This window comes from Frondihabitans sp. OV104 (genome assembly GCF_057787745.1).
The window spans coordinates 3,489,114-3,515,160 of sequence record NZ_CM173541.1 but is presented as its reverse complement, the minus strand read 5'-3'; the positions used below and the strand labels follow the sequence as shown (position 1 = coordinate 3,515,160).

The 26,047-nt window shown below is 69.0% G+C and carries 24 protein-coding genes; 6 read left to right on the top strand and 18 right to left on the bottom strand.

Translation table 11 applies throughout. From position 1 onward, the window contains the following. Positions 1 to 25 precede the first annotated feature (25 nt). Positions 26 to 2,503 carry an ATP-dependent helicase gene (locus AC3CBB_RS16685; protein WP_488625431.1) on the bottom strand — a complete coding sequence of 826 codons (2,478 nt, stop codon included), beginning with the start codon at positions 2,501 to 2,503 and terminating at the stop codon, positions 26 to 28. A 37-nt stretch (positions 2,504 to 2,540) separates the two neighbouring features. Next, the gene (locus AC3CBB_RS16680; protein ID WP_488625430.1) at positions 2,541 to 3,545 is read right to left on the bottom strand and encodes a glycerophosphodiester phosphodiesterase family protein; all 1,005 of its coding nucleotides are present in this window, start codon (positions 3,543 to 3,545) and stop codon (positions 2,541 to 2,543) included. 200 nt (positions 3,546 to 3,745) lie between these two features. Between AC3CBB_RS16680 and AC3CBB_RS16675 the strand changes: the two genes are divergently transcribed. Then, positions 3,746 to 4,585: a Bax inhibitor-1/YccA family protein gene (locus AC3CBB_RS16675; RefSeq protein ID WP_488625429.1), complete on the top strand. Its 840-nt coding sequence runs from the start codon at positions 3,746 to 3,748 to the stop codon at positions 4,583 to 4,585. A 479-nt stretch (positions 4,586 to 5,064) separates the two neighbouring features. Here AC3CBB_RS16675 and guaA read toward each other — a convergent pair whose 3' ends face one another. The 7 genes from guaA to guaB form a co-directional block, all read right to left on the bottom strand. Further along, positions 5,065 to 6,648: a glutamine-hydrolyzing GMP synthase gene (gene guaA / locus AC3CBB_RS16670; RefSeq protein WP_123506987.1), complete on the bottom strand. Its 1,584-nt coding sequence runs from the start codon at positions 6,646 to 6,648 to the stop codon at positions 5,065 to 5,067. Beyond that, positions 6,645 to 7,088: a DUF3817 domain-containing protein gene (locus AC3CBB_RS16665; RefSeq protein ID WP_488625428.1), complete on the bottom strand. Its 444-nt coding sequence runs from the start codon at positions 7,086 to 7,088 to the stop codon at positions 6,645 to 6,647. The genes guaA and AC3CBB_RS16665 overlap by 4 nt, the downstream gene beginning before the upstream one ends. Positions 7,089 to 7,098: 10 nt before the next feature. Continuing rightward, positions 7,099 to 7,968 carry an SURF1 family cytochrome oxidase biogenesis protein gene (locus tag AC3CBB_RS16660; protein ID WP_123506985.1) on the bottom strand — a complete coding sequence of 290 codons (870 nt, stop codon included), beginning with the start codon at positions 7,966 to 7,968 and terminating at the stop codon, positions 7,099 to 7,101. Continuing rightward, positions 7,968 to 9,497, bottom strand: a complete 1,530-nt coding sequence (locus AC3CBB_RS16655; RefSeq protein ID WP_488625427.1) for a cation:proton antiporter — start codon at positions 9,495 to 9,497, stop codon at positions 7,968 to 7,970. Before AC3CBB_RS16655 ends, AC3CBB_RS16660 begins: the two co-directional genes overlap by 1 nt. A gap of 3 nt (positions 9,498 to 9,500) precedes the next feature. Then, positions 9,501 to 10,043, bottom strand: a complete 543-nt coding sequence (locus AC3CBB_RS16650) for a cation:proton antiporter regulatory subunit (protein ID WP_123506983.1) — start codon at positions 10,041 to 10,043, stop codon at positions 9,501 to 9,503. A gap of 243 nt (positions 10,044 to 10,286) precedes the next feature. Then, positions 10,287 to 11,408: a GuaB3 family IMP dehydrogenase-related protein gene (locus AC3CBB_RS16645; protein ID WP_123506982.1), complete on the bottom strand. Its 1,122-nt coding sequence runs from the start codon at positions 11,406 to 11,408 to the stop codon at positions 10,287 to 10,289. 139 nt (positions 11,409 to 11,547) lie between these two features. After that, positions 11,548 to 13,050, bottom strand: coding sequence for an IMP dehydrogenase (gene guaB, locus AC3CBB_RS16640; RefSeq protein WP_488625426.1), 1,503 nt, complete (start codon positions 13,048 to 13,050; stop codon positions 11,548 to 11,550). A 347-nt stretch (positions 13,051 to 13,397) separates the two neighbouring features. On the opposite strand from guaB, the gene AC3CBB_RS16635 reads away from it, so the two are divergent. From AC3CBB_RS16635 to AC3CBB_RS16620, 4 genes are read left to right on the top strand one after another with little or no spacing between them, the layout of a single operon-like run. Then, on the top strand, positions 13,398 to 14,711 hold the full coding sequence (locus AC3CBB_RS16635; RefSeq protein ID WP_488625425.1) for a branched-chain amino acid ABC transporter permease: 1,314 nt from the start codon (positions 13,398 to 13,400) through the stop codon (positions 14,709 to 14,711). 12 nt (positions 14,712 to 14,723) lie between these two features. Beyond that, a complete protein-coding gene (locus AC3CBB_RS16630) occupies positions 14,724 to 15,710 on the top strand; it encodes a branched-chain amino acid ABC transporter permease (RefSeq protein WP_123506980.1) in 987 nt (328 codons plus the stop codon). Continuing rightward, positions 15,703 to 16,722 carry an ABC transporter ATP-binding protein gene (locus tag AC3CBB_RS16625; protein WP_488625424.1) on the top strand — a complete coding sequence of 340 codons (1,020 nt, stop codon included), beginning with the start codon at positions 15,703 to 15,705 and terminating at the stop codon, positions 16,720 to 16,722. The genes AC3CBB_RS16630 and AC3CBB_RS16625 overlap by 8 nt, the downstream gene beginning before the upstream one ends. Before the next feature lie 59 nt (positions 16,723 to 16,781). Next, positions 16,782 to 17,504, top strand: a complete 723-nt coding sequence (locus tag AC3CBB_RS16620) for an ABC transporter ATP-binding protein (protein WP_488626758.1) — start codon at positions 16,782 to 16,784, stop codon at positions 17,502 to 17,504. A 187-nt stretch (positions 17,505 to 17,691) separates the two neighbouring features. Here AC3CBB_RS16620 and AC3CBB_RS16615 read toward each other — a convergent pair whose 3' ends face one another. The 4 genes from AC3CBB_RS16615 to groES form a co-directional block, all read right to left on the bottom strand. Then, entirely contained in the window at positions 17,692 to 18,447 is a 756-nt protein-coding gene (locus AC3CBB_RS16615) for an SGNH/GDSL hydrolase family protein (protein ID WP_488625423.1), read from the bottom strand. A 128-nt stretch (positions 18,448 to 18,575) separates the two neighbouring features. Further along, positions 18,576 to 19,907 (bottom strand): ABC transporter substrate-binding protein, encoded by a 1,332-nt coding sequence (locus AC3CBB_RS16610; RefSeq protein ID WP_488625422.1) that lies wholly within the window; start codon positions 19,905 to 19,907, stop codon positions 18,576 to 18,578. A 111-nt stretch (positions 19,908 to 20,018) separates the two neighbouring features. Beyond that, entirely contained in the window at positions 20,019 to 20,975 is a 957-nt protein-coding gene (gene rarD / locus AC3CBB_RS16605) for an EamA family transporter RarD (protein WP_488625421.1), read from the bottom strand. 147 nt (positions 20,976 to 21,122) lie between these two features. After that, on the bottom strand, positions 21,123 to 21,419 hold the full coding sequence (gene groES, locus AC3CBB_RS16600) for a co-chaperone GroES (RefSeq protein WP_123506974.1): 297 nt from the start codon (positions 21,417 to 21,419) through the stop codon (positions 21,123 to 21,125). 149 nt (positions 21,420 to 21,568) lie between these two features. On the opposite strand from groES, the gene AC3CBB_RS16595 reads away from it, so the two are divergent. Next, positions 21,569 to 22,759, top strand: a complete 1,191-nt coding sequence (locus tag AC3CBB_RS16595; RefSeq protein WP_488625420.1) for a class I SAM-dependent methyltransferase — start codon at positions 21,569 to 21,571, stop codon at positions 22,757 to 22,759. Positions 22,760 to 22,765: 6 nt separating this feature from the next. Here the strand turns inward: AC3CBB_RS16595 and AC3CBB_RS16590 are convergent, their stop codons facing one another. The 5 genes from AC3CBB_RS16590 to tsaB all read right to left on the bottom strand — a co-directional run bounded on the left by AC3CBB_RS16590 (position 22,766) and on the right by tsaB (position 26,009). Then, the gene (locus AC3CBB_RS16590) at positions 22,766 to 23,248 is read right to left on the bottom strand and encodes a DUF4190 domain-containing protein (RefSeq protein WP_488625419.1); all 483 of its coding nucleotides are present in this window, start codon (positions 23,246 to 23,248) and stop codon (positions 22,766 to 22,768) included. Between the two features lie 109 nt (positions 23,249 to 23,357). Then, positions 23,358 to 23,660: a DUF4190 domain-containing protein gene (locus tag AC3CBB_RS16585; RefSeq protein ID WP_488625418.1), complete on the bottom strand. Its 303-nt coding sequence runs from the start codon at positions 23,658 to 23,660 to the stop codon at positions 23,358 to 23,360. Positions 23,661 to 23,806: 146 nt separating this feature from the next. Next, on the bottom strand, positions 23,807 to 24,862 hold the full coding sequence (tsaD, locus tag AC3CBB_RS16580; RefSeq protein WP_488625417.1) for a tRNA (adenosine(37)-N6)-threonylcarbamoyltransferase complex transferase subunit TsaD: 1,056 nt from the start codon (positions 24,860 to 24,862) through the stop codon (positions 23,807 to 23,809). Beyond that, the gene (gene rimI / locus AC3CBB_RS16575) at positions 24,859 to 25,287 is read right to left on the bottom strand and encodes a ribosomal protein S18-alanine N-acetyltransferase (protein ID WP_488625416.1); all 429 of its coding nucleotides are present in this window, start codon (positions 25,285 to 25,287) and stop codon (positions 24,859 to 24,861) included. The genes tsaD and rimI overlap by 4 nt, the downstream gene beginning before the upstream one ends. A 20-nt stretch (positions 25,288 to 25,307) precedes the next feature. Continuing rightward, a complete protein-coding gene (gene tsaB, locus AC3CBB_RS16570; protein WP_488625415.1) occupies positions 25,308 to 26,009 on the bottom strand; it encodes a tRNA (adenosine(37)-N6)-threonylcarbamoyltransferase complex dimerization subunit type 1 TsaB in 702 nt (233 codons plus the stop codon). Positions 26,010 to 26,047 lie beyond the last annotated feature (38 nt).

The window sequence follows — 26,047 nt, the reverse complement described above, 5'->3', positions numbered from 1 at the left end:
ACACGGCCCGGGAGGGCACGTCACCCTAGAGCTTTGTGATCGGCGCGACCTTGATGAGCAGCTTCTTGCGCCCCGACTCGTCGAACTGCACCTCGGCGATGCGTCGCGGCCCGTTGCCGGTGACGGCCACGACCCTGCCCTCGCCGAAGTCGACGTGCATGATGCGGTCGCCGGCCTCGAGCTCGAGGTCGCCGTTGTCGCGGACGGTGCCGGTGACGCGGTTGGTCCACTCGGTCTTGGGGCGCGTCTTGGCTGCCGCGGCTGCCCGGTCGTAGCTGCCGCCGCCCATGCCGCCGCCGCCGCTCATGCCGCCCGACCTCGGTCGGCCGCCGAAGCTCCGGTCGGTGAATCCGCCGTCGCGGGACGCATTGAGGGCCCGCGGCTGCGTGCCGCCCCGGCTGTTGGCCATGCCGGGCGACTGCTTCCAGTCGATGAGCTCGGCGGGGATCTCCTGGAGGTACCGGGAGGGCATCGCGACATTGACCTCGCCGAACTGCGCGCGGGTCATGGCCAGCGACAGGTACAGGTTCTTACGAGCGCGCGTGATGCCGACATAGAAGAGACGACGCTCCTCGGCCGGGCCGCCGGGCTCGGACGCCGACATGCGGTGCGGGAGCAGGTCTTCCTCGACCCCGGTCAGGAACACCGCCTCGTACTCCAGACCCTTGGCGGTGTGAAGGGTCATCAGCGAGACGGTGCCGCTGGTGTCGTCGAGATCGTCAGCCGCGGCGACCAGTGTGACCTCCGTGAGGAAGTCGAGGAGCGTGCCCTCGGGGTTGTTCTTCTGGAACTCGCGCGTGACGGCGACGAGCTCCTCGATGTTCTCGGCGCGCGCTTCGTCTTGCGGGTCGCGCGATGCGCGGAGGGCCGCCACGAGGCCGCTGCCCTCGATGAGCGCGGTGAGGACGTCGCTCACGGGATCGGTTGCCGACGTCGCACTGACGTCGTCGAGCAGCTTGGCCAGTCCCGTGATCGCGCCCGTCACCTTGGGCCCGAGACCGAGCTCGCCCGCATTCCGCATGGCGTCGCGGAGGCCGACCTCGTTCGTGTCGGCGTAGCGCTGCAGCGCCGTCTCGGTCGCGGGGCCGATGCCGCGCTTCGGCGTGTTCATGATGCGACGGAGCGCCATCGGATCGGCCGGGTTGGCAACCGAGATGAGGTACGCCATGGCGTCCTTGATCTCGGCGCGCTCGTAGAACTTCGTGCCGCCGAGCACCCGGTACGGGATGGCGGATCGAATGAAGATCTCCTCCAGCGCGCGGGTCTGCGAGTTGGTCCGGTAGAAGACCGCGACGTCTTTGAAGGCGGTGCCCTGGTCGTGGAGCGCCTGGATCTCGTCGGCGACGAACTGGGCCTCGTCGTGGCCGGTGTAGCCCGTGAACCCGACGATCTTGTCGCCCGACCCGACCGTCGTGAACAGGTTCTTGGCCTGCCGGTCGAAGTTGTTGGCGATGACCGAGTTCGCCGCGTCGAGGATGTTCTGGGTGGAGCGGTAGTTCTGCTCGAGCAGAATCACCTTCGAGTGCGGGAAATCGTGCTCGAACTCGGTGATGTTGCGGATGTCGGCTCCGCGGAACGCGTAGATCGACTGGTCGGAGTCGCCGACCACGGTGAGCGAGGCGCCGGGGATCCTCCCGCTGCCGTCCTTCAGCGTCGCGACGAACTGGCCGCCGCGCTCCAGTTCGTCGACGTGCTCGGGATCGACGGGTCGGGTCAGTTCGCGGATGAGCGCGTACTGGGCGTGGTTGGTGTCCTGGTACTCGTCGACGAGGATGTGCCTGAATCGGCGCTGGTAGACGGCCGCCACATGCGGGAAGGCGCGGAACAGGTAGACGGTCTGCGCGATCAGGTCGTCGAAGTCGAACGCGTTCGCCCGCTGGAGCTCCCGCGTGTACTGGCGGAAGATCTCGAGGAACATGACCTCCTGCGGGTCGCCCATGTTGATCTGCCGCGAGTAGCTCTCGACGTCGCTCAGCTCGTTCTTGAGCTTCGAGATCCTGCCCGAGGCCTGGCTGACGGTGAAGCCGAGGCTGTCGGCGTCGAGCTCCTTGATGATCCGCTTGAGCAGCGCGCGCGAGTCGGCGCTGTCGTAGATGGTGAAGCTCTTCGTGAAGCCGAACTGCTCGGCCTCGCGACGGAGGATGCGAACGCAGGCGGAGTGGAACGTCGAGATCCACATGCCCTCGGACGACTGCCCGATCAGCGCCGCGACTCGCTCGCGCATCTCGGCGGCGGCCTTGTTGGTGAATGTGATGGCCAGGATCTGGCTGGGCCAGGCCTCGCGGGAGTCGATCAGGCCCGCGATACGGCGGGTCAGCACGCTGGTCTTGCCGGATCCTGCGCCCGCCACGATCAAGAGGGACTGACCGCGGTACTCGACCGCCTCGCGCTGCTGCGGGTTCAGCCCTGCGACCAGGCGCTCCGAGAACGAGGCGCGCGGAGCACCGCTGTCGCCGGCCTGGTTCTCGCCGGAGTTGTCGAAGGGCTCGAGCACTATCGTCATGATCCGACAAGCTTAAGCGCCGCCACCGACATCGACCTCAGTCGGCGGCGACCTCCGTCCGGAGCGCCTCGCGGGCGAGCTCCGGGAAGTCTGCGAACAGCCCGTCGACGCCGGTCGAGGCGATCTCGGAGAACTCGGTGCGCCAGTCGCCGTGCTCCGCGCGAGCGCCGCCCGACCGGTTCGACCTGGCCAGGAAGGCGTTCTCGGGGCGGAGGGTCCACGTGTAGATCGCTAGCCCTCGAGCGTGAGCGAGGCCCACCAGGGCCGGGTCGGCCTCGCCGGTCGGCCCGAGCAGCATCTTCTTCGGCACCGAGATCCCGTCGAGCCCCGACGCGAGGCCGTCGAGACCGGCGGCGGTCAGCTGAGACGCGTACGTCGAGGCCGCGGAGCCGTCGCGCGAGACCAGGTCGTAGGCGGCTCCCTCGGCGTCGAGCAGGTAGACGTAGCTGCCGCCCGCGCCGCGGGTGCGGAGGTCGTCGAGAACGGTCCGCTCGAAGCTCTCGAACGTGAGGCGGGGGTCGTCCGTCCAGCCCGCGGCAGCCAGCTCGGCCGCGACGAGCTCGCCGAGCGGCAGGCCGATCGAGTCGAAGTACGTCGCGTGCTTCACCTCGGCCACCAGCCCGACCCCGCGGGCGCGGGCCTCATCGCCGTCGAGAAGCGAGAGCAGGTCGCTCAGGCGCAGGATCCCGCCCTCCCCGTCGTGGGCCGCACTGGCGGGGCGCAGTTCCGGCAGCCTCTCGCGCACGCGCAGCGTCGACAGCTCGGCCCAGGTGAAGTCCTCCGTGAACCATCCGGTCTGCACGGCTCCGTCGACCTCCTTCGTGGTCTTCAGGCGCAGGAACTCGGAACGCCGCCCCACATCCGTCGTCCCGGAGATCTCGTTCTCGTGCCGCAGCACCAGCACGCCGTCGCGGGTCGCGACGATGTCGGGCTCGATCGCGTCGGCGCCGAGCTCGACCGCGAGACGGTACGCGTCGAGGCCGTGCTCCGGGCGGTGTCCGCTGGCTCCGCGGTGGGCGATGACGAGGGGTTCGTGGCTCACGCGTCAACGCTAGCCGCACTGTGAGCCGCAACTCTGCACGATGTGCATGTTCGCCTCTCGCGAATCAGCCTCTCATCAGGCATATTCTCAGCGCTCTCGCGACAGGTGCCGATACAGTGAACGCTCAACAAGGCATCAGCGATCACCACGCACCGATCACCACTGCATCACCCACCAGCAACGGATCCCCGGAGGACCCAATGGCTCACTCGAATCCCGGCTTCAGTCAGTCGCCGGCCTTTTCGAACAACGGCAACGACCTGAGCAAGTGGCGTCAGGAGCAGAACGCCGCACTCTCGCTCGCGAAGGCCGACATGACGGCCGAGCAGCTCCAGGAGCTCTACAGCAAGCCCAGCGCGTCGCCCGACCAGACCGACCGCATGACCTACGAAGACACCATCGCGAAGACGTTCGGCGCGTTCGTCGTCCTTCTCGCCGGCGCCGCTGTCGGCTGGTGGGTTCCGCAGCTCATGCTCGTCGGCGCCATCGTCGGGTTCGTGCTCGCGATGGTCAACATCTTCAAGAAGAGGCCGTCCGCCGCGCTGGTCCTGGCCTACGCCGGCTTCGAGGGCATCTTCGTCGGCGGCATCTCGGCGATCTTCGAGTCGCGATGGGATGGCATCGTCATCCAGGCGGTCCTCGGCACGCTCGGCGTCTTCGCCGTGACGCTCGCCCTGTTCGCCTCGGGCAAGGTCCGCGCCTCCAAGCGCGCGACGCAGATCTTCCTGGTCGCCATCGTCGGCTACGCCGTCTTCTCGCTGATCAACTTCGTCCTGCAGCTGACCGGCGTCACCTCAGGCCAGTTCGGCCTGCGCTCGATCGAGTTCCTCGGGATTCCGCTCGGCTTCTGGATCGGCATCGTCGTGGTGCTGCTCGCCGCGTACTCGCTGGTGCTCGACTTCACGCAGATCAAGGTCGGCGTCGATAACGGCGCCCCGCGCATCTTCGGCTGGCAGGCCGCCTTCGGCCTCGTCGTCACGATCGTGTGGCTGTACACCGAGATCCTGCGCATGCTCGCGATCCTGCGCGGCAACAACTAGCCGTCGCTGAAGGGCCGTCCTCCCCCGGGAGGGCGGCCCTTTCGTGTGCCCGGGCGCGCGAGATGGCCGTGCGCGTCGGCCTGCGCCCGGCAGGGCGACGGGCAGAGCCACTTCACGGCACGCACGCCCCGCCCGAGTCGCGCCGGGACAGCCCCGGCCCGCCCGAGATGGCTCTCCACGTCGGCGAACTGGGTCCGAGCCGACGGCCACGGCCATCTCGGCGCTCACGCTCTCGCCGATCTCGCGCGCGCCCGCGGCACCGCGGCGCCGCGCCGCGAACCCGCGGCGCCCCCGCGACGAAATGGCCACGCCTGTCGTCCGGGCACGCCTCCCCCACGACAAGAGCTATCTCGCGCCGGGCACGCCTCCGCCGACGACAAGAGCCATCTCGCGCCGTGCACACCTGCGGCGACGGCAAGGGCCACTTCGCGCCGGGCACGCGAACGCCGGCCCCGAACGCCGCCCCTAGCGCCGCGCGGCTACTCCCACTCGATGGTTCCCGGCGGCTTCGAGGTGACGTCGAGGACGACGCGGTTGACCCCGGCCACCTCGTTCGTGATGCGGTTCGAGATGCGCGCGAGGACGTCGTACGGCAGGCGCGTCCAGTCTGCGGTCATGGCGTCTTCGGACGAGACGGGGCGGAGCACGATCGGGTGCCCGTAGGTGCGGCCGTCGCCCTGGACGCCGACCGAGCGGACGTCGGCGAGCAATACGACCGGGCACTGCCAGATCTCGCCGTCGAGACCGGCGGCGGTGAGCTCGGTGCGGGCGATCTTGTCGGCCTTGCGGAGCAGCTCGAGGCGGTCGTGGGTGACCTCGCCGACGATGCGGATGCCGAGGCCGGGGCCGGGGAAGGGCTGGCGGCCGACGATGACCTCGGGCAGGCCGAGCTCGCGGCCGATAGCGCGGACCTCGTCTTTGAAGAGCGTCCGAAGCGGCTCGACGAGCTCGAACTGTAGATCTTCGGGGAGGCCGCCGACATTGTGGTGGCTCTTGATGTTCGCGGTGCCGGTTCCGCCGCCCGACTCGACGACGTCGGGGTAGAGGGTGCCCTGCACCAGGAACTTGACCGGCTCGCCGTTGCCCGAGGCGTCGGACTCGAGGACGAGCGCCGTCGCGGCCTCCTCGAACGACCGGATGAACTCGCGGCCGATGATCTTGCGCTTCTGCTCGGGGTCGGTGACTCCGGCGAGGGCGTCGAGGAACTGGTCGCGGGCGTCGATAGTGACGAGGCGCACGTTGGTCGCGGCGACGTAGTCGTTCTCGACCTGCTCACGTTCGTCGGCACGGAGGAGACCGTGGTCGACGAAGATGCAGGTCAGCTGCTCGCCGACGGCCTTCTGCACGATGGCGGCCGCGACGGCGGAGTCGACGCCTCCCGACAGGCCGCAGATGACGCGCGACGAGCCGACCTGCTCCTGGATGCGGGCGACCTGCTCGGCGATGACGTTGCCGCTGTTCCAGTCGGCGGGGATGCCGGCAGCGCGGTGGAGGAAGTTCTCGAGCACGGCCTGGCCGTAGGTCGAGTGCTTGACCTCGGGGTGCCACTGCACTCCGTAGAGACGACGGGCGTCGGAGGCGAAGGCCGCGACCGGGGTCGAGGCGCTCGATGCGAGGACCTCGAAGCCCTCGGGTGCCTTCGAGACGGAGTCGCCGTGGCTCATCCAGGTGGTCTGCGATCCGGGCTGGCCGTCGAGCAGGGTCGACTCGGTGCCCGTGATGGTCACGTCGGTGGCGCCGTACTCGCGGTCGCCGGTCTGGGCGACCTCGCCGCCGAGCGCGACGGCCATGGCCTGGAATCCGTAGCAGATGCCGAGCACGGGGACGTCGAGATCGAGGATGCCGCCGTCGAGCGCCGGGGCGCCCTCTTCGTAGACGCTGGACGGCCCGCCGCTGAGCACGATGCCGACAGGGCTCTTCGCCGCGACCTCGGCCGCGGTGATCGTGTGCGGCACGATCTCGGAGTACACGCCGGCCTCGCGCACCCGGCGCGCGATCAGCTGGGCGTACTGGGCGCCGAAGTCGACGACGAGAACCGGCTTCTGGACTGTCTCCTCGCTCATGCGGCAGCCGCCTGAACCGAGGCGCGGTCGGCCTGCAGGGTCTCGTACTCGGACAGTGCGATCTGAGCCATGCGGCGCTCCACGAAGAAGGACATCAGGGGGACGACGCCGCCGAGGGCGATCAGGATGAACCGCGAGAACGGCCAGCGCATGATGCTCCAGAGACGGAAGTCGGTGAACAGGTAGACGACGTAAAGCCACCCGTGGGCGATGAGGATGCCTAGCGAGAGGTCGAATGCCCCGCCAGCGATCGTGCCGCGCGGCACGAGGAACCCGCGGGCATCGCCGATGGCCATCTCGGTCGCCAGCGGCGTGTACTTGATGACCATCTCGAAGACCAGCAGCAGAAGCATCACGCCCGTCACGTAGGCGGAGATCTTGTACAGGCGCACCGCCCCCGGGATCTTGGGGATGTTGCGCGGGCGGGGCTTGAGGGGCATGGGGGCAAGTCTAATCGAGGTCGGTCCGGCGGCCGTCGGCGGGTGCCCCGGCGTCGAGAGAGGCTGCGGCGGCGGGGTCGGAGGCCGCGAGGAGTTCCTGCGCCTCTTCGATCTCGCGCTCGAATGCGTCGCGCACCAGACGGAACCAGAGGAAGATCGCGAAGCCCGCGAACACGGCCCACTCGACCGCGTAGAACAGGTTGAGCCAGTTGATCGTCGCCTTGTCGATCGGCGGCGGCGAGGAGATCGCGGTCAGGTCGCCGTAGGTCGTCGCCGAGACCACGTAGCCGTTGTAGACGTCGCCTGAGAAGTCGTTCCACTCGTTGATGAGCTCGGGCACCGAGAGCACCGTCGCCTCCCCCTGCTGGAATTTGCCGTCGTCGGCGGCTTCGCTCGGCAGGTACCGGCCGTCGAGAGAGATCGAGGTCGCAGGAACGTCGACCTCCGCCGCCCGGGCTCCCGCCGCGGTCGGGGCCCACCCCACCGCCACCGCCAGGGTCGCGTCGTTCGCCGAGTCGACGAATCGGCCGACCAGCCAGTAGCCCGTCTTGCCGTCGTTGAGGCGGCCGCTCAGCACGCGGAAGTCGCCCTGCTCGAACGCGCCGGTCGCCGATACCTTCTGGCCGGTGAGCCGGTCGAGGAAGTCGGTCTGCGGCTCGGTGATGTCGGAGAGCACCTTGCGGGTCTCGGAGCCAGTGTTGGCCGGCTTGAGGCTCTCGACGCTGCGGTCGAGCTGCCAGTGCCCGAGGAACGCGAACAGCGCGGCCACCGCGAGCGCGAAGACGAGCGCGCCGATCCAGCGGGGTCGACGAGCGACCTCCCACATCGTGTCGGGAAGGGTCGCCTCTGTCGGGCCTGGCCTCACGTCGGTGTCGTGCATCAGTACTCGGGGTCTCTCTGTCGTACCGGATCGGGCTGCCGTGTCGCGCGCTGGTCGGACTGCTGCCCGGCCTGCTCTGCGGCGGCGTCGAACACGGGCTCGTCATCGGGCAGGAACTCGCCGTAGTCGTCGTAGGGGTCGTTCTGCGCCGCGGCCGTCACCGGCTCGCGCACCCCGGGCCGAGCGTCGCCGCCCGACTCGATGCCGTCGGCCTCGTCGTCGCTGCCGACTCCGTCGGCGTCGTGCTCGTCGGACACGTCGCCGGCCAGCGCTGCTTCCATCAGGGCGATCCCCTCGGCGCCGCGCGGAGCGGTGATGTCTCGGGGTTCGACCTCGCTGTCGCGACCGGCCTTCGCCGGGCGCTTCCGCGAACGCAAGAGTACGCCGCCGATCCTGGTGGAATTCGCCGCGAGCAACGGACCGATGACCGCCATCACCAGCACGTACAGGCCGGCGAAGGGCTGAATGCGGTCATCGAGCCCCGCGCCGAGCGACAGCGTGGCGAGGATCAGCGCGAACTCGCCGCGGTTGTGGAGGATCGCGGACGCGTTGATGCCCGCCTGCGGCCCCAGCTTGTTGATCCACGCCACGAACTGGCCCGCGCCGGCGTTCAGCACGATCGTCATCAGGACGGCTCCCGCGACGGGCCACACCACCTCGGGGAAGGTGCCCGGGTTGAGACTCAGACCGAAGTTCAGGAAGAAGAACGCGGCGAACACGTCGCGCATCGGCAGCGCGAAGGTCTCGATGCGGTTGCGGAACCGCGTGGCACCGCAGACGAGTCCGATGAGGAAGGCGCCGATCGCATCCGTGACGCCGAGGATCTCGCCGATGCCCGCGAACAGGACGGCCAGCCCGAAGAAGAGGACGGTGAAGAGCTCGTCGTCTTTGGTGCGCATGAGCCGTGAGACGTACTTGCCGCCCCACCGCGCGACCGTGAACATCACGATCAGGAACAGGAACGCGACCCCGAGCTTGCCGACGACCGGCAGCGGGTCGGTCTCGCCGCTGAGGACGACGGAGACGATCGCGAGATAGATCGCGATGAAGATGTCTTCGACGACGGTGACGCCGAGGATCATCGGCGTCTCGCGGTTCGCCAGCCGGCCGAGCTCGATCAGGAGCTTCGTCACGATCGCGCTCGACGAGGTGGCGGTGATACCGGCGACGATCAGGGCTTCGCGACTGCCCCACCCGAGCCAGAAGCCGAACGCGAGCCCGACGACCATGTTGATGGCGATGTAGCTGCCGCCCGAGAGGACGAGACGGCCGACGTTGCCGAAGAACTCGTCTTGGTCGAACTCGAGCCCCAGGTTGAACAGCAGCAGGATGAGGCCGAAGATCGCGATGAGCTCGATCTTGTCGGAGTGGAAGTCGAGCGGGAACCAGCCGACGTGCGGGCTCGCGAGAAGGCCCACGAGCATGTAGATCGGGATGGTGGGAAGCCCGATGAGCTTGGCCAGCCTGCCGAGGACGTACGCCAGAAGAAGGAGTACGCCCAGTACGACGAGCTCTTCGCCAAGGTGCATCTACTAAGCCCCCGGCGGCGAGTCGATGGAGGCGACGGCCGCGGCGGCCGCTTTGACTCCGCCGCTCCGGTAGAACGAGAACGCCTTGGCGACCTTCTCGGGCGAGCCGGCGACGACGAGGGTGTCGCCCGGGAACACGCGGAAGTCGCCCGACGGGGCGGGGTTCGCGGTCTCGCCGCGGACGACGGCGACGACGGTCAGGCCGACGACGCCCTTCGCTGCCAGGTCGCCGAGCGGCTGGCCGGCGATGTGGTCGTCGTAGTCGACGGTGAACCAGTCGATGGTGAGGCCGGGCAGGGTCTCGAGGGCAGAGAGCGACTCGGTGATGCGCGTGCCGCCCAGCAGCTCGGCGAGCGTGTGGGCCTCGTCTTCGCTGAGGCGCAGCGACACCTTCGTCGCCGCGTCGCCGTCAGCGGCGTCGCTGAAGGTGATCAGGTCGCTGTGACCGGATCGGTGGGTGATGACACCGCACTTGCCACCGTCGTCGGTGATGAAGGTGTGAAGGACTCCCACCCCGGGGAGTTTCACACGACGCACGTCAACCATCTGATGGTCTCCTGGAGCTCGGGGGCAGTCGTCTCAGCTTACCGTCGCGGAAATCGACGGAAGCCGGGCTGCGCCACTCCTGTGGATAACTCTCCAGGAGACGAACTACTTCCCTGCCGCGGGCCCCGGCCGGAAGCCCACAGCGAACTCGGGCAGGGCGCAGGAACTCGCGAGCGCCGCTACTGCTTGTGGTATGGCGCGACGACGACCCTCTGTCATCTCGCGCGCTGGAACTCCCGGCCGCTACTGCTTGTGGTAGGGCGCGACGACGACCTCGACTCGCTGGAACTCCTTGAGATCGCTGTAGCCGGTCGTCGCCATCGAGCGACGCAACGCGCCGATCAGGTTCGCCTGACCGTCGGCGGTCGGCGCCGGCCCGAAGAGGATGTTCTCGAGGGTTCCGGTCGAGCCGACCTGGACGCGGCGGCCGCGGGGCAGCTCGGGGTGATGCGCCTCGGCGCCCCAGTGGTAGCCGCCGCCGGGCACGTCGGTGGCGCGGGCGAGCGCGGCGCCGAGCATGACGGCATCGGCTCCGACCGCGACGGCCTTGACGATGTCGCCGGACGTGCCGAGTCCGCCGTCAGCGATGACGTGGACGTAGCGTCCGCCCGACTCGTCCAGGTAGTCGCGGCGCGCGCCGGCGACGTCGGCGAGGGCCGTGGCCATGGGCGCGTGGATGCCGAGCGAGGTGCGGGTGGTCGACGCCGCGCCTCCGCCGAATCCGACGAGCACACCCGCCGCGCCGGTGCGCATGAGGTGCAGCGCCGCGGTGTAGGTCGAGGCCCCGCCGACGATGACGGGCACGTCGAGCTCGTAGATGAACTTCTTGAGGTTGAGCGGCTCGCTGCTCTTCGAGACGTGCTCGGCTGACACCGTGGTGCCGCGGATGACGAAGATGTCGACGCCGGCGTCGACGACCGTCTGGTAGAGGTCCTGGGTGCGCTGCGGGCTGAGCGCCCCGGCGACGGGCACGCCCGCGGCGCGGATCTGGGCGAGGCGCTCCGTCACGAGCTCCGGACGGATCGGAGCGGCGTAGATCTCCTGCATGCGGGCGGTGGCGACCTCGTCGGGCAGCTCGCGGATCTCCCGCAGGACGGCCTCGGGGTCGTCGTAGCGGGTCCACACGCCCTCGAGGTCGAGGACGCCGAGTCCGCCGAGCCGGCCGATGCGGATCGCCGTCTCGGGGCTGACGACGGAGTCCATCGGGGCCGCGATGATGGGCGTCTCGAACTGGAACGCGTCGATCGACCACCCGACGTTGACATCGCGCGGATCGCGCGTCCGCCTCGACGGGACGACCGCGATGTCGTCGAACGCATATGCCCTGCGCGCGCGCTTGGCGACGCCGATCTCTACCTCAGTCACGGCTCAACCCTAGCGGTCGCCCTCTGGCGGGGCCGGACGGCGGCCGCCGGAGTTCCTGCGCCGGGCCCTCCTGAACGGCACGACCCCGCCTGCGGACAGGCGGGGTCGAACCGAAACGGCGGGGTCGAGGCGGGAGCGGCTAGCCGCGGTAGTTCGGCGCCTCGACGACCATCTGCAGGTCGTGAGGGTGGCTCTCTTTGAGGCCGGCGGCGGTGATGCGGACGAACTTGCCGCGCGCCTTCAGCTCGGGGACGGTGCGGCCGCCGACGTAGAACATCGACTGGCGCAGGCCGCCGGTGAGCTGGTAGACCACGCCGCCGAGAGCGCCGCGGTAGGGCACCTGGCCCTCGACGCCCTCGGGGATGAGCTTGTCGTCGCTGGGCACGTCGGCCTGGAAGTAGCGGTCTTTCGAGTACGACGTGTTCTTGCCGCGCGTCTGCATAGCGCCGAGCGAGCCCATGCCGCGGTAGTTCTTGAACTGCTTGCCGTTCACGAAGACCAGGTCGCCGGGGCTCTCGTCGCAGCCGGCGAGGAGCGAGCCGAGCATGACCGTGTCGGCGCCGGCGACGAGCGCCTTGGCGATGTCGCCCGAGTACTGGAGGCCGCCGTCGGCGATCACCGGCACTCCGGCCTCGCGAGCGGCGAGCGACGCCTCGTAGACCGCCGTGACCTGGGGCACGCCGACGCCGGAGACGACGCGGGTGGTGCAGATCGAGCCGGGGCCCACGCCGACCTTGATGGCGTCGGCGCCCGCGTCGATGAGCGCCTGGGCACCGGAACGGGTCGCGACGTTGCCGCCGATGACGTCGATGTGGGCGAACGACGGATCGGCCTTGATGCGCTTGATCATGTCGAGCTCGCCGTAGCTCTCGCCGTTGGCCGTGTCGACGACGAGCACGTCGACGCCCGCGTCGCGGAGCGCCTGGGCGCGCTGCCAGGCGTCGCCGAAGAAGCCGATGGCGGCTCCGACGCGAAGGCGGCCGGCGTCGTCTTTCGTGGCGTTCGGGTACTTCTCGGTCTTGTCGAAGTCCTTCACCGTGATGAGGCCGCGGAGCCTGCCGGCCTCGTCGACGAGGGGCAGCTTCTCGATCTTGTGCTGCGCGAAGATCGCGACGGCGGAGTCGGGGTCGACGCCCTCGGGGGCCGTGATGAGCGGGGCCTTGGTCATGACGTCGCGGACGAACGTCGTGGCCATCTCGAACTTCGAGACGAAGCGCATGTCGCGGTTGGTGATGATGCCGACGAGCGTGCCGTCGGGCTCGACCACGGGGAGGCCGGAGACGCGGAACTGGCCGCACAGGGCGTCGACGTCGGCGACCGTCGCGTCGGGCGTCGTCGTGACGGGGTTGGTGATCATGCCCGACTCGCTGCGCTTGACCTTGTCGACGTGTGCGGCCTGGTCGGCGATCGAGAGGTTGCGGTGGATGATGCCGAGACCGCCCTGACGCGCCATGGCGATGGCCATGCGCGACTCGGTGACGGTGTCCATCGCGGCGGAGAGCAGCGGGACGGCTACGCGGATCCGCTTCGTCAGCTGCGACGAGGTATCGGCCTCGGAGGGGATGACGTCGGTGTGCCCGGGCAGGAGCATGACGTCGTCGTACGTGAGTCCGATGAAACCGAAGGGGTCCGGCTGGTCCATGTGCCACCTTTTGAGTGAATGAAGCTGCGACTGATGGGGCCCGGTTTTCGCCTTCGATGACCGGTGATACATCTTAACCCGGCAGTCGGCGGATCATTCCCGCCCGTCGGGGCCGTCCTGGCGCGTGGCAGCCCTAGGAACCATTTAGACTCCTGTGTCTCGACCGTGTTTTCGCGGAAACACAGCCGACACATAGGGAAAGTACTGTCAACGACGACGGCGAGCCAGACCCTCGGGGAAATGTCCGACTGGGCCGTTCAGGAGGTTCTGTGATTCTCGTACCCACGAACACACCACCGCTTCGGAGCTCGCGCTCCGTGCGCGTCGGACGCCGGCATTCGCTGGTCGTGCTCGCATCGATGCTGATGCTGGGACTGCTGGCGACCATCGTCTCGCTCGCCTTCGCCCCCGGCGCGGCGAGCGCGGCGACGTCGTCCACCTGCACGGTGGACGCCACGACCGGCTGCATCCAGGGCACGCTCTTCACGAGCGACCGCAAGCCGGCCGAGGGCGTGACCATCACGGCGAAGCCCGACTCGGGCGACGCCCTCACCGGCACGTCGAACGCCGCGGGCAAGTGGGCCATCCCCGTCAAGACGGCGGGCACCTACACGGTGTCGCTGGACGAGTCCACGCTGCCGAGCGGCCAGTACCTCGCCAACGCCGCGACGAACGACCGCAAGGTGCAGGTCTCCCTCGGCTCGCAGGCTGGCACGCTGTTCCAGCTGTCGACCACCAAGGGCGCGACGATCGACAACAACAACTCGGGCAACGACTTCTCGTGGCAGCGCTTCGCGCAGCAGCTGATGTCGGGCATCCGCCTCGGCCTGCTGCTCGCCCTGGCCGCGATCGGCCTGTCGCTGGTCTACGGCACCACCGGCCTGCAGAGCTTCGCCCACGGCGAGCAGGTGACCCTCGGCGGCCTCCTGGCCTACACGTTCGCCAACGTGCTCGGGCTCAACCTCATCCTGGCGGCGATCATCACCGTGGTGATCTCGGCGGCCACCGGCTTCGCGCAGGACGCCTTCATCTGGAAGCCGCTCCGCAAGAAGGGCCTCAGCCTCACCCAGCTGATGATCGTCACGATCGGCCTCTCGATCGCGCTGCAGTACGCGTTCCAGTACTTCTACGGCGCCGCGACGGTGCGCATCCAGACGGCGAACCCCAAGGTCGTCACCATCGCCGGCGTGACCCTCACGGTCCAGTCGTACGTGGCGATGGGCATCTCGATCCTGGTCCTCGGCGGCGCGGCGTTCTTCCTGCTGCGCACCCGCACCGGACGGGCCACCCGCGCCGTGTCGGACAACCCCGCCCTCGCGGCCGCGTCGGGCATCGACGTCGACCGCATCATCCGCCTGGTCTGGACGGTGGCCGCGGGTCTCGCCGGCCTCTCGGGCGTGATGCTCGGCCTGGTGCTCAACGGCGTCAACTGGCAGACGGGGCTTCAGATCCTGCTGCTGATCTTCGCGGCAGTCACCCTCGGCGGCCTCGGCACCGCGTTCGGCGCCCTGGTCGGCTCGATGATCGTCGGCATCATCGTCGAGCTGACGAACCTCGTGCTCCCCGGCGACTTCAAGTACGCCACGGCGCTCTTCATCCTCATCATCATCCTGCTGTTCCGCCCGCAAGGCATCTTCGGCCGGCGCGAGCGAATCGGTTAAGGGAGACCACTCATGGATTACCTCGTTCAGCTCTTCCAGTCCCTCACGGTCCAGGCGCTCGCGCCGTCGACCGCGGCCTTCGCCATCGCGGCGATCGGCCTCAACGTGCACTTCGGCTTCGCCGGCCTGCTCAACATCGGCCAGGCGGCGTTCCTCCTGCTCGGCGCCTACGGCTTCGCCATCTCGATCGACCGCGGCCTGCCGCTCTTCGCCGCGGTGCTCGTCGCTCTCCTCTGCGCTCTCCTGTTCGCGTTCATCCTCGGCTTGCCGACGCTGAAGCTGAGAGGCGACTACCTGGCCATCGTGACGATCTCGGCGGCCGAGATCATCCGGATGGTCGGCCGGTCGAGCATCCTGACCGACCTCACCGGCGGCTCGAACGGCATCACCGGCAACACCTACAACGGCCCGTTCCAGGCGCTCTCGCCGCTGCCCGACGGCAGCACGCAGATCCTCTGGTTCGACTACGACAACAACGGCGTCAACGGCTGGTGGATCCGCATCGTCGGCTGGGGTCTCGTCGGCGTCTTCCTGCTGCTGATCTGGGCTCTGGCCCGCAGCCCGTGGGGCCGCCTGCTCAAGGGCATCCGCGAAGACGAGGACGCCGTGCGCAGCCTCGGCAAGAACGTCTACAGCTACAAGCTCCAGGCGCTCGTGCTCGGCGGCCTGATCGGCGCCGTGGCGGGCATCATCTACGTGCTGCCCTCGTCGGTCCAGCCCGACGGACTCGGCCGCTCGACGACGTTCTTCATCTACACGGCCCTCCTGCTGGGAGGTGCCGCCACGGTCTTCGGCCCGGTGCTCGGTGCGATCCTGTTCTTCGTCATGCGCCTGCTCATCCAGTCGCTCGCGCAGAGCTTCATCCCCGACAGCATCATGTCGACCCAGCAGACCGTGCAGTTCTCGTACGTCCTCGTGGGAGTAGCACTGATGTGCCTGATCATCTTCAGACCCCAGGGCATCCTGGGCAACAAGAAGGAGCTGTCGTTCAGTGTCTGAGACAACCGCAACCGGCACCCAGCCCGGATACGACTACGACCGCGTCGAGCTCCGCAAGAAGCTGGCGACCGTCGAGAAGGCCCCCGGGTCGTCGAAGCCCGACTCGATCCTCACGGTCGACAACGTCGTCCGCCGCTTCGGCGGCATGACCGCCGTCGACGTGCAGCACGTCGAGGTCCAGCGCGGCGCGATCACCGCTCTCATCGGCCCCAACGGCGCCGGCAAGACGACGTTCTTCAACCTCCTCACCGGCTTCGACAAGCCCAACTCGGCACCGACTCTGACGAACCGGGGCGCAGGAACCGCGCGCTGGGTCTTCAACGGCCGAGCCATGGGCGCTGTCGGCGCCGCCAAGGTGGCCAAGAGCGGCATGGTCCGCACGTTCCAGCTGACGAAGGCGCTCTCGCGTCTGACCGTCATGCAGAACATGCTCCTCGGAGCGCGCGACCAGCCCGGCGAGAACTTCTTCGTCGCGATCGTCAAGCCGCTGTGGAAGGCCCGCGAGGCCGAGATCGAGGCCAAGGCCGCCGACCTGCTCAAGCGCTTCAAGCTGTACGAGAAGAAGGACGACTACGCCGGCAGCCTCTCCGGAGGCCAGCGCAAGCTGCTCGAGATGGCACGCGCGCTCATGAGCGACCCCGCCATGATCATGCTGGACGAGCCCATGGCCGGTGTGAACCCGGCGCTGACCCAGTCGCTGCTCGGTCACATCCAGAGCCTTCGCGATGAGGGAACGACGGTGCTGTTCGTCGAGCACGACATGCACATGGTGCGGCACATCTCGGACTGGGTGATCGTCATGGCCGAGGGCAGGATCGTCGCCGAGGGACCCGCCGACACCGTCATGGACGACCAGGCCGTCATCGACGCGTACCTGGGCGCGCACCACGACACCGACCTGGGCGACGACTCGCTCCTCACCGACGAGTCGATCGAGGAGCTCGAGGCCGAGGTCAAAGAGGAAGACGCCGCGCGGGTCGAGACCGAGCACAACGAAGAGGGCAAGGCATGAGCATCGTCGACACCACCGTCCACAAGGGCACGGAGAAGTTCGCCGGCCAGGAGCCGATCATGCGCGCCGAGCACCTCGTCGCCGGCTACCTGCCGGGCGTGAACATCTTGAACGACTGCGACCTCGTCTGCTACCCGGGCGAGCTCATCGGCATCATCGGCCCGAACGGCGCCGGCAAGTCGACGCTGCTGAAGGCGCTGTTCGGCCTCGTGAAGATCCACTCCGGCGCCGTCACTCTCGGCGGCGAGGACATCACGAACCTCAAGGCCAACAAGCTCGTCCAGGCCGGGGTGGGCTTCGTGCCGCAGACGAACAACGTCTTCCCGTCGCTGACCATCCAGGAGAACCTCCAGATGGGCATGTTCCTGCGTCCGAAGAAGTTCGAGGAGCGCCTCGACGTCATCTTCGACCTGTTCCCCGTGCTCGCCGACCGCCGCGACCAGCGCGCCGGCTCGCTCTCGGGCGGCGAGCGCCAGAGCGTGGCCATGGCCCGCGCCCTGATGATGGACCCGAAGGTGCTCCTCCTCGACGAGCCCAGCGCCGGCCTCTCGCCGGTCCGCCAGGACGAGACCTTCATTCGCACCCGCCGCATCAACAAGGCCGGCGTCTCCGTCATCATGGTCGAGCAGAATGCCCGCCGCTGCCTCCAGATCTGCGATCGGGGCTACGTGCTCGACCAGGGCAGGAACGCGTACTCCGGCACGGGCCACGAGCTGGCCGACGACCCCAAGGTCATCGAGCTCTACCTCGGCACCCTCGCCAAGGACGTCGACGGCAAGTGACCTCAGGCAGGTCCTGTGTCGTTCTCAAGGCGCAGCGCCACGTTGTCGCCCCGGAGACATGGCTCCGCCGTAGTCTCCGGGGCTTTGCCTTGCCTCTCACGCACCCGAGCCCACTCGCGAGCTAGCGTGACCTGCTGCCACCCGTGACAGTACCGCCGAGCAGCGCCAGTATGGCGCGAAGCGGAGCTCAGCGGGGGGCGACTGCGGCGGCGAGCGCCTCGGCCCAGACCTCGTGCAGGGTCTTCCACGAGAACAGCCTGTTGACGTACATGTCGCCCAGCCTCCAGGTCGGGAACGGCACGAAGACCATTCCGGGCGTCGACGCGGCGACCTCCTGGCTGACGGCGTTGAGCCGCTCGACCTGCCGGTCGATGATGCGGCGCACGGCCGGGCGGATGGCCCGGAAGTCCGACAGCGGCGGGATGCCCGAGACCACGATGCGGACCGCGCGGAACTGCGACTCCGACCGGATCCGCTCGGCGACCACCCGGAGGTCTGCCGCCCACTTCTCGGAGCGCGTCGCCAGGAGCACGTCGGGGATCCCCAGCATCAGGAACGCGATCTCGACGCCGTCGGCCCCGTAGCGCGTGCGCGCGGCAAGCTGTGCCATCGTGAGGTCGGTCTGACTGATCATCGTCAGGTGCGCGCCGCGATCGCTGGCGGCGGCGATGCCGTACGACGCCTGCGCGGCAACGGTCAGTCCGTGGCTGAGCACGCCGTGTCCGGCCACGGCGATGTCGCCGGCGAAGAGCAGACCCTGAGGGTCGACGCCCTCGATCTGAGTCACGGGAGCGTCACGCGGGTAGAGATTGCGCCGGACCTCGACCCGGTACAGGGCGAAGGAGATCGCCAGCAGGGGTCTGGCGAGCAGGAGGAGCGCTTCTGTCGTCGCGCGACGCCGCGGGGTCGGCGCTGGGGGAAGCGCCCCGGGCTGCGGAGTCATCACGTCAATCGTGGCATGACAAGAGGCTCTTCGACCCCAACGACTGTCCCCGATATGGAGGACTTCTCGACGACGTGAAAAGGCCCGGCAGGAGAGTTCCTGCCGGGCCTCTTCGAGGTGGGGACTGACTACTTCACGTCACCCTGGATGCTGCTCTGGTACACCGGCTTGTTGTTCTTGTCGTACTTGTAGATGCCGATGTAGGCGCTCGACGGGTCGTTGTTCGTGTTGAACGGACCGATGCCGGAGGGACCCGTGTACTGGATGTCCTTGCCCGCGTCGAGGAGGGTCTTGCAGTCGGCGTACGACGTGCACTTCGTGCCGCCGTCAGCACCGGAGACCGCTGCCATCTTGGACTGGATCGTCGGAGCATCCGTGCCCTTGCCGGCCTCGGCCGCGAGAGCGGTCAGGGTGATGGCGTCGTAGGACTCGGCGGCGTACGAGTAGTCGGCGAGCGTCTTGCCGTCGTTCGACTTGTACCAGGCGCTCAGGCGCTTCTTGAGATCGTCGTTGGGCTGAGCACCGGGAATGGTGCCCTGGCCGCCGTTGAGCGTCCCCGCCTCGAAGTCCTTCGAGTAGTCGGCCGTGTTGCCGTCAGACATGTACGTGTCTTTGAGGTCGTAGTTCTGGGCGACGAGCTCGGGGACGATCGACTTGGTCTCGTCGAACGCGAGGATCACGATCGCGTCGGGCTTGGTGGCGAGAGCCGCGGTCACCTCGGTCGAGAACGTGGTCTGGCCGGGAGGGAACTCCTGGCTCTTGCCGGTGCCGCCGTAGACGACCGAGCCGCCGGCAGCCTCGATGGCCTTCTGCGTCGAGTCGCGGAGGCCGGTGCCGTACGAGTCGTTGAAGACCAGGAAGGCGACCTTGGCGTGACCGTCGTTGACGACGAGCTGACCGAGCGCCGAGCCCTGAACGGAGTCCGGCGGAGCGGTGCGGTAGTAGTACGACGAGTAGCCCGAGAGCGACGACGCCGTGTTGGCCGGCGAGATCTCGATGGTGCAGCTCGAGGTGATCTGGTCGATGACGTTCAGCGTGACGCTCGACGACTCGGCGCCGAGGACGACGGAGACCTTGGCGGCCTTCAGCTTCGCCGCGGCCGCGGTGGACACCGTGAGGTCGCTGGAGTCGCCCGAGTCGGTGGCGGTCGAGATCGAGGCGTCCTTGCCGAGGACGCCGCCGGCCTTGTTGATGTCGTCGAGGGCCAGGCCTGCACCCGCGATAGCGGGCGGGCCGAGGTACGCGAGGGATCCCGTGAGCGGCAGCATCGTGCCGATCTTGAGGGCGTCAGTGCTGGGCGTGCCCGGCTTGCAGGCCGCTGCCGGGTCGGCCTTCTTCGTCGACGTCGACGAAGCAGAGGTCGAAGCGGAGGGGGTGCTCGTGGAGGAGCAGCCGACCAGGGCGACAGAGACTGCCCCCATGATCGCTAGCGCCTTCACGGCTGTGGTGGATCTGATCATCCGTGAACCCTTTCTTGACGGTGGTGATGCGGCGGCACGATGGCGTGCAGCCCAACCGTGTGAATGGGTTAGAACCTATGCGGCGATTGTTTCGCGTGTGTGTTGCCGGGGTCACCTTGGGGTTTCGTTAGCAATTCGTGATGTGGTGACTGAGAGTCGTCGAGCCCCCGACACCCGCTCGCGGCGTCCCGACGAGACCGCGTGGATGCTCAGGATCACGAGCGCGACCCAGATGAGGGCGAAGCCGACCCAGCGCGACGTGGTCATCGGCTCGTGGAGCACGACGACGCCGACGACGAGCTGCAGGATCGGCGCGATGTACTGGGTGAGTCCCAGCGTCGACAGCGGGAGACGGCGGGCGGCCGAGGCGAACAGGAGGAGGGGCACGGCGGTGATCACGCCCGTGCCGACGACGGCCACGACGTGCCCCGTGCCGCTGCTGCCGAACGCGAGACCCGAGGTCGCACCGACGACGGCGAGCGCGATGCCGGCGGGGATGGCGACCGCCATCGTCTCGATGGTCAGGCCGCTGACCGCGTCGACCCGGCCGCCGACGCGCTTCTTGATCAGGCCGTAGAAGCCGAACGAGAACGCCAGCACCAGCGAGATCCACGGGAACGACCCGTAGCCGATCGCGATCACGAGAATCGCGACGACGCTGACGCCCACCGCCACCCACTGCAGCGGCTTGAGCTTCTCGCGCAGCACGAAGACGCCGAGCAGCACCGTCACGAGCGGGTTGATGAAGTACCCGAGGGCGGCCTCGACCACGTGGCCGGTGAGAGTGGCGAAGATGAACGTGGTCCAGTTGACGACGATGAACGCCCCCGCAAGTGCGAGCGTGCCGGTGATCGTCCGGTCGCGTGCCAGGGCCGCGAAGCGGCCGAACGAGCGGGTCACGGCAAGCAGGATCGCGCAGAACACCAGCGACCAGAGGATGCGGAAGGCGACGATCTCGATCGCACCCGAGGGGCGCAGCAGGAGGAAGTAGACCGGGAGCACGCCCCAGAGACCGTAGGCCGCCACGGCGTAGAGGAGGCCGGCGCGAGGGGTGTCTGTCTGGGTCACCTCGAAAGACTATCCGCGGCCGCCCACACCGGGGCGGCTCGTGACCGCCAGCGTGCGCGCACAAACTGCCACGTCGCGTTCCTGGACGACCGGTGACACAGAAGAACCCCGCCTCCGAGGAGGCGGGGTTCTTCGTGAACGTCGTCGTTACTTGACGATGACCGCGAGCACGTCGCGAGCGGAGAGGACCAGCAGGTCTTCGCCCGAGTACTTGACCTCGGTTCCGCCGTACTTCGAGTAGATGACCTTGTCGCCGACGGCGACGTCGAGCGGGACGCGGTTGCCGTTGTCGTCGATGCGGCCGGGGCCCACGGCGACGACCTCGCCCTCCTGGGGCTTCTCCTTGGCGGTGTCCGGGATCACGAGACCGGAGGCAGTGGTCTGCTCGGCCTCGACCTGACGGATGACGATGCGATCTTCGAGCGGCTTGATGTTGACCGACACGGTTGACCTCTTCTTTCTCACGAGCTGCGACGGTGTTGCTAAGAACAGAGATTGTGTTGTTGGCACTTCACGCGGGTGAGTGCCAGTTCAACTGTAGGGCGTGGCTGGCACTCGGTCAATCCGAGTGCTAGCAGTGGCACGATTGGGCCATGGACACTTCCGAGCTCCGCACCCTCCTCACCCCCGACGGGCTGCGGCTGCTCGACTCGCTGCCGCCCTTCGATCAGAAGGCCGATGTGGTGTCGCAGGTGGCGCGGCTGCGCAAGGAGGGGCACTCCCCCGATCTCGTCGCGGCCGTGCTCAGCCAGGCGAAGCTGCGCGCCAAGGGGCACGCGAAGTTCGGCGACTTCGCCGTCAGCATGCTCTTCACCGAGGCGGGCCTCGAGCAGGCGACGCGGCTTCCGGTGGCATCGAGCCACGCCGGGCGCTTCCGCAAGGCCGGTGTCACCCGGGTCGCCGACCTGGGCTGCGGCATCGGCGGTGACGCGCTGGCGTTCGCGGCGCTGGAACTGGGCGTGGTCGCCGTCGACCGCGACGAGGTCACGGCCGCCATAGCGTCGTTCAACCTCGCCCCGTGGAGCGCCGCCTCCGTCGTGCACGCCACGGCCGAGGAGGTCGACCTCGACGGCGTCGACGGCGTCTTCCTCGATCCGGCGCGCCGCACCGCCGGCACCGGCCAGACCTCCCGAATCCAAGATCCCTCGCAGTGGTCGCCCACCCTCGACGTCGCGTTCGGCTTCGCCGAGCGCTTCCCGACCGGCGTCAAGCTCGGCCCCGGCGTCGACCGCGAGCTGCTGCCGTCCGACGCGGAGTGCCAGTGGATCTCGGTCGACCGCTCGGTCGTCGAGGTCGGCGTCTGGTTCGGCCCGCTGGCCCGGCCCGGCATCACGCGAGCCGCTCTGGTGCTCGGACCCGACGGCCCGGCCGAGATGACCGCGCCCGGCGACTCCGACGACGTCGAGGTCGGCGAGCTCGCCGAGTTCGTCTACGAGCCCGACGGGTCGGTGATCCGCGCACGCCTGATCGGCGACCTGGCCCGCTCGCTCGACGCCACGACCGTCAGCCGCGACATCGCCTACCTGACGGCGCCGACCTCGGAGCCGACGCCGTTCGCCCAGTGCTTCCGGGTGGTCGAGACGCTTCCGCTCGACGAGAAGCGCCTGCGCCAGGAGCTCAAGGCGCGCGGCATCGGCCGGGTCGAGATCAAGAAGCGGGGCGTCGACGTCGACCCGGCGGCGTTCCGCAGGCGGCTGCAGCTCAAGGGGTCGAACGAGGCGACGCTCATCCTGACGCGCGTGGCGGGGCGGCACACGGCGCTGCTCTGCGAGCGCGTCGCTTGACTCCCTCTAGTACGGGTAGCTGCCGCTGGTGCCCTCGTTGAAGCCCTCCGTGCCGGCAAGCGCGAACAGCAGGACGAGGCCGACGATGCTCAGGATCGCGAAGACGATTCCGATGATGCCGAGCACGATTCCGGCGGTTGCAAGACCGCTGCCCTCCTGGTGCGTCTCGCGGATGCGGCGCTTGGCCAGGATTCCGAGGATCAAGGAGGCGATACCCGAGAAGCCGCCGGTGAAGACGATGGCGATGCCGGTGATGAGAGCTGCGATTGCCAGCCCGTTCGTGCCGACCGGCTGGTAGCCCCCGCCGTACGGCTGCGCCCCGTAGGGCTGCTGCGAGTAGCCGGACGTCTGCTGGCCGTACCCGGGCTGCTGTCCGTAGCCGTACTGTTGCTTGCCCGCGTCGGCGGAGCCGTAGGCGGGCGGGGTCGAGCCGTACGCGGGCGGCTGCTGACCCGTGGGCTCCTGGCCGGGCTGGTTCTGGTCGGTCATGCTGCTGCTCCGGTGTGTGATCGGTGTCGCGGGGCGGGTTGTACGCCCTCGACCCTACCGAAGGGACGCGAAAGGCGGGGCCGACGAGCGACCCCGCCTTCGCGGACGACTACTTGTTCATGTTCGCGACGACCGCCGAAGCCAGGATGATCGAGAGGATGCCGATGACGATGCCGATGGCACCGAGAATGATGCCGGCGAGTGCGAATCCGGCACCACGCTGGCCGGTGGCCTTGATCTGGCGACGGGAGACGATACCGAGGATCAGGGCCACCAGGCCCGGGATCCCGTAGAACGACAGGACGAACGTGACTCCCACGATTCCGACGACGAGCGAGGCGACCGCGAGGCCGTTCAGCTTGCCGGCAGCTGCTCCGGGCTGGGCGTAGGCGTCATTGCTGGGCGGGGCCACGGGGGGCGTTGAATCGGACATCGTCGTGCAACTCCTTGTTCGGGTATGCGGCCGGGGGTTCCGTCCGAGTTCGCGCGGAGACGAACTGGACAGGACGATAGACCACGGCATTCTGAGTGCCCCTCAGGATGTACCCCGGGTGTCGCTTAGACCGCCTGCGCGCTCGTGACCGGCAGGGTCGAGTCGGCCCCGAATCCGAGCGGTGACGGGGTGCGGCCGCGGGCGGCCAGCTCGGCCCCGAGGGCGGCGATCATGGCGCCGTTGTCGGTGCACAGGGACAGCGGAGGGATCCGCAGCTCGATCCCGGCGGCGGAGCACCGCTCGGCGGCCACCTGTCGCACCCTCGCGTTGGCCACGACGCCGCCGCCGAGCAGCAGTCGCGGTACGCCCCGGTCGGCGCACGCGGCGAGCGCCTTCGTCAGCAGCACGTCGACGACGGCCTCTCGGAAGCTCGCGGCCACGTCGGCGACGGGAACCGGCTCACCGGCGTTCTCGAGCTTCTCGACGTGGCGGGCGACCGCCGTCTTGAGCCCCGAGAACGAGAAGTCGTAGCGGTGCTTCGCCAGGTCTTTCGGCAGGGTGAGCCCGCGTGGGAAGCGGATGGCCCTCGGGTCGCCCTCGGCCGCCACGCGGTCGATCTGCGGGCCACCGGGGTAGGGCAGCCCCAGAAGGCGCGCGACCTTGTCGAAGGCCTCCCCCGCAGCGTCGTCGATGGTCTCGCCGAGCAGCTCGACGTCGTCGAGCAGGTCGCGCACGTGCAGCAGCGACGTGTGGCCCCCCGACACGAGCAGCGCGATCGTCGGCAGCTCGATGGCGGTGCCGTCGTCGCGGAGCACGTCGGCGCCGACGTGTCCGACGAGGTGGTTGACGGCGTACAGCGGCTTGCCGGCACCGAGCGCAAGGGCCTTGGCCGCTCCGACGCCGACCATCAGCGCCCCGGCGAGCCCCGGGCCGCTGGTGACGGCGATGGCGTCGAGGTCGTCGAGTGCGACGCCCGCCTCGGCGAGTGCCGCGGTGAGCGCGGGCTGGAGCGCCTCCAGATGGGCACGCGCGGCGATCTCGGGGACCACGCCTCCGTACCGGGCGTGCTCGTCCATCGACGAGGCGATCACGTTGGCCAGCAGGGTGCGGCCCCGGACGATCCCGACGCCGGTCTCGTCGCAGCTGGTCTCGATGCCCAGCACGAGTGGCGGGTTGCTCACGGCAGCTCCTTCTTCATCACGAGCGCGTCCACGCCGTCGGGCATGTAGTAGCGCGGGCGCACGGCGATCCCGACGAAGCCGAGCAGCTCGTAGAGGGCCTGGGCACCGGGGTTGTCGACCCTCACCTCGAGGAAGGTCTCGCGCGCGCCCCGTGAGGACGCCTCGTCGAGCATGAGCCGCATGAGCTCGCGCGCGATGCCCTGCCGCCGCGCCTCCGCGACCACGGCGATCGTCTGGACGTCCGACTCCGGACCACCGGGCGCCACGACGATGCCCGAGTACGCGACGACCTCGCCGCTCTGCTCGGCCACGAGGTAGAGGCACTGCGGGTTCGCGAGCTCGGCGGCCATCAGCTCGCGGCTCCACGCGTCGTTCGCGAACAGCGACTGCTCGAGGCCCATCAGCACGTCGAGGTCGTCTGCCACGGCGCGGCGGTACTCGACGCTCACGAGACGCGCTTCGGTGCGCCCGGGACCGTCACGTCGGGCGACCGCAGGTAGAGGGGCTCGTCGGCGGCGAACGGGCGCCGGTTCGCGAACAGGGTCTCGCCGAGCATGCCGAGAGCGCCGGCCGACACGGTCGTCGCCGCGGGATCCGTGCGCGTGGCGGCCGCGGCGAAGTCCGCACCGCAGGAACTCGACACCGCCTCGTCGAGCTCCGCCGGCCGGGTCAGCGCGGGCGCCCCGATCCGCACGGGGAGCCCCGCCTCGTCGAGCCCGCTGTACGCGCTCCAGTACACCTCGCGGCGGCGCGCGTCGGTGACGACGAGCAACGGCCTCGCGGTGCCGGTCGTCGCTGGGGCAGCATCCGCAGAGCCGGTCGCCACGGCCAGGCCGCCGAGCCGCTCGAAGGCGATGGCGTCGTGGCTGACGAGCGGCAGACAGGGCTTGCCGGCGCCGAACGCGAAGGCGCGCGCGGCCGCGATTCCGACGCGCAGGCCCGTGAACGGCCCGGGGCCCATGCCCGCGACGACGGCGCTGAGGCCGTGCGGCGCGATGCCCGACTCGTCGAGGCACGCGGCGATCAGCTCGCCGACGACCTCGGCATGACGGCGCGTGTCGAACTCGGTGGCCTCGGCCAGGACGCCGCCGTCGCGGTCGACCACGGCGACCGATGTGCCCGCGGAGGTGTCGATCGCCAGAAGCATGCGTCAATCGTAGTTCGCCGCCGGGGCGCGGCGCCGCG

What these genes read in the sequence shown, in the direction of transcription:
- AC3CBB_RS16685 (WP_488625431.1), bottom strand. Translation starts at nt 2,503, where the DNA reads ATGACGATAGTGCTCGAGCCCTTCGACAACTCCGGCGAGAACCAGGCC.
- AC3CBB_RS16655 (WP_488625427.1), bottom strand. Translation starts at nt 9,497, where the DNA reads ATGCACCTTGGCGAAGAGCTCGTCGTACTGGGCGTACTCCTTCTTCTG.
- guaA (WP_123506987.1), bottom strand. Translation starts at nt 6,648, where the DNA reads ATGAGCGAGGAGACAGTCCAGAAGCCGGTTCTCGTCGTCGACTTCGGC.
- AC3CBB_RS16650 (WP_123506983.1), bottom strand. Translation starts at nt 10,043, where the DNA reads ATGGTTGACGTGCGTCGTGTGAAACTCCCCGGGGTGGGAGTCCTTCAC.
- AC3CBB_RS16665 (WP_488625428.1), bottom strand. Translation starts at nt 7,088, where the DNA reads ATGCCCCTCAAGCCCCGCCCGCGCAACATCCCCAAGATCCCGGGGGCG.
- AC3CBB_RS16590 (WP_488625419.1), bottom strand. Translation starts at nt 23,248, where the DNA reads ATGACCGACCAGAACCAGCCCGGCCAGGAGCCCACGGGTCAGCAGCCG.
- AC3CBB_RS16595 (WP_488625420.1), top strand. Translation starts at nt 21,569, where the DNA reads ATGGACACTTCCGAGCTCCGCACCCTCCTCACCCCCGACGGGCTGCGG.
- AC3CBB_RS16630 (WP_123506980.1), top strand. Translation starts at nt 14,724, where the DNA reads ATGGATTACCTCGTTCAGCTCTTCCAGTCCCTCACGGTCCAGGCGCTC.
- AC3CBB_RS16675 (WP_488625429.1), top strand. Translation starts at nt 3,746, where the DNA reads ATGGCTCACTCGAATCCCGGCTTCAGTCAGTCGCCGGCCTTTTCGAAC.
- AC3CBB_RS16660 (WP_123506985.1), bottom strand. Translation starts at nt 7,968, where the DNA reads ATGCACGACACCGACGTGAGGCCAGGCCCGACAGAGGCGACCCTTCCC.
- tsaB (WP_488625415.1), bottom strand. Translation starts at nt 26,009, where the DNA reads ATGCTTCTGGCGATCGACACCTCCGCGGGCACATCGGTCGCCGTGGTC.
- guaB (WP_488625426.1), bottom strand. Translation starts at nt 13,050, where the DNA reads ATGGACCAGCCGGACCCCTTCGGTTTCATCGGACTCACGTACGACGAC.
- AC3CBB_RS16615 (WP_488625423.1), bottom strand. Translation starts at nt 18,447, where the DNA reads ATGACTCCGCAGCCCGGGGCGCTTCCCCCAGCGCCGACCCCGCGGCGT.
- AC3CBB_RS16610 (WP_488625422.1), bottom strand. Translation starts at nt 19,907, where the DNA reads ATGATCAGATCCACCACAGCCGTGAAGGCGCTAGCGATCATGGGGGCA.
- AC3CBB_RS16620 (WP_488626758.1), top strand. Translation starts at nt 16,782, where the DNA reads ATGCGCGCCGAGCACCTCGTCGCCGGCTACCTGCCGGGCGTGAACATC.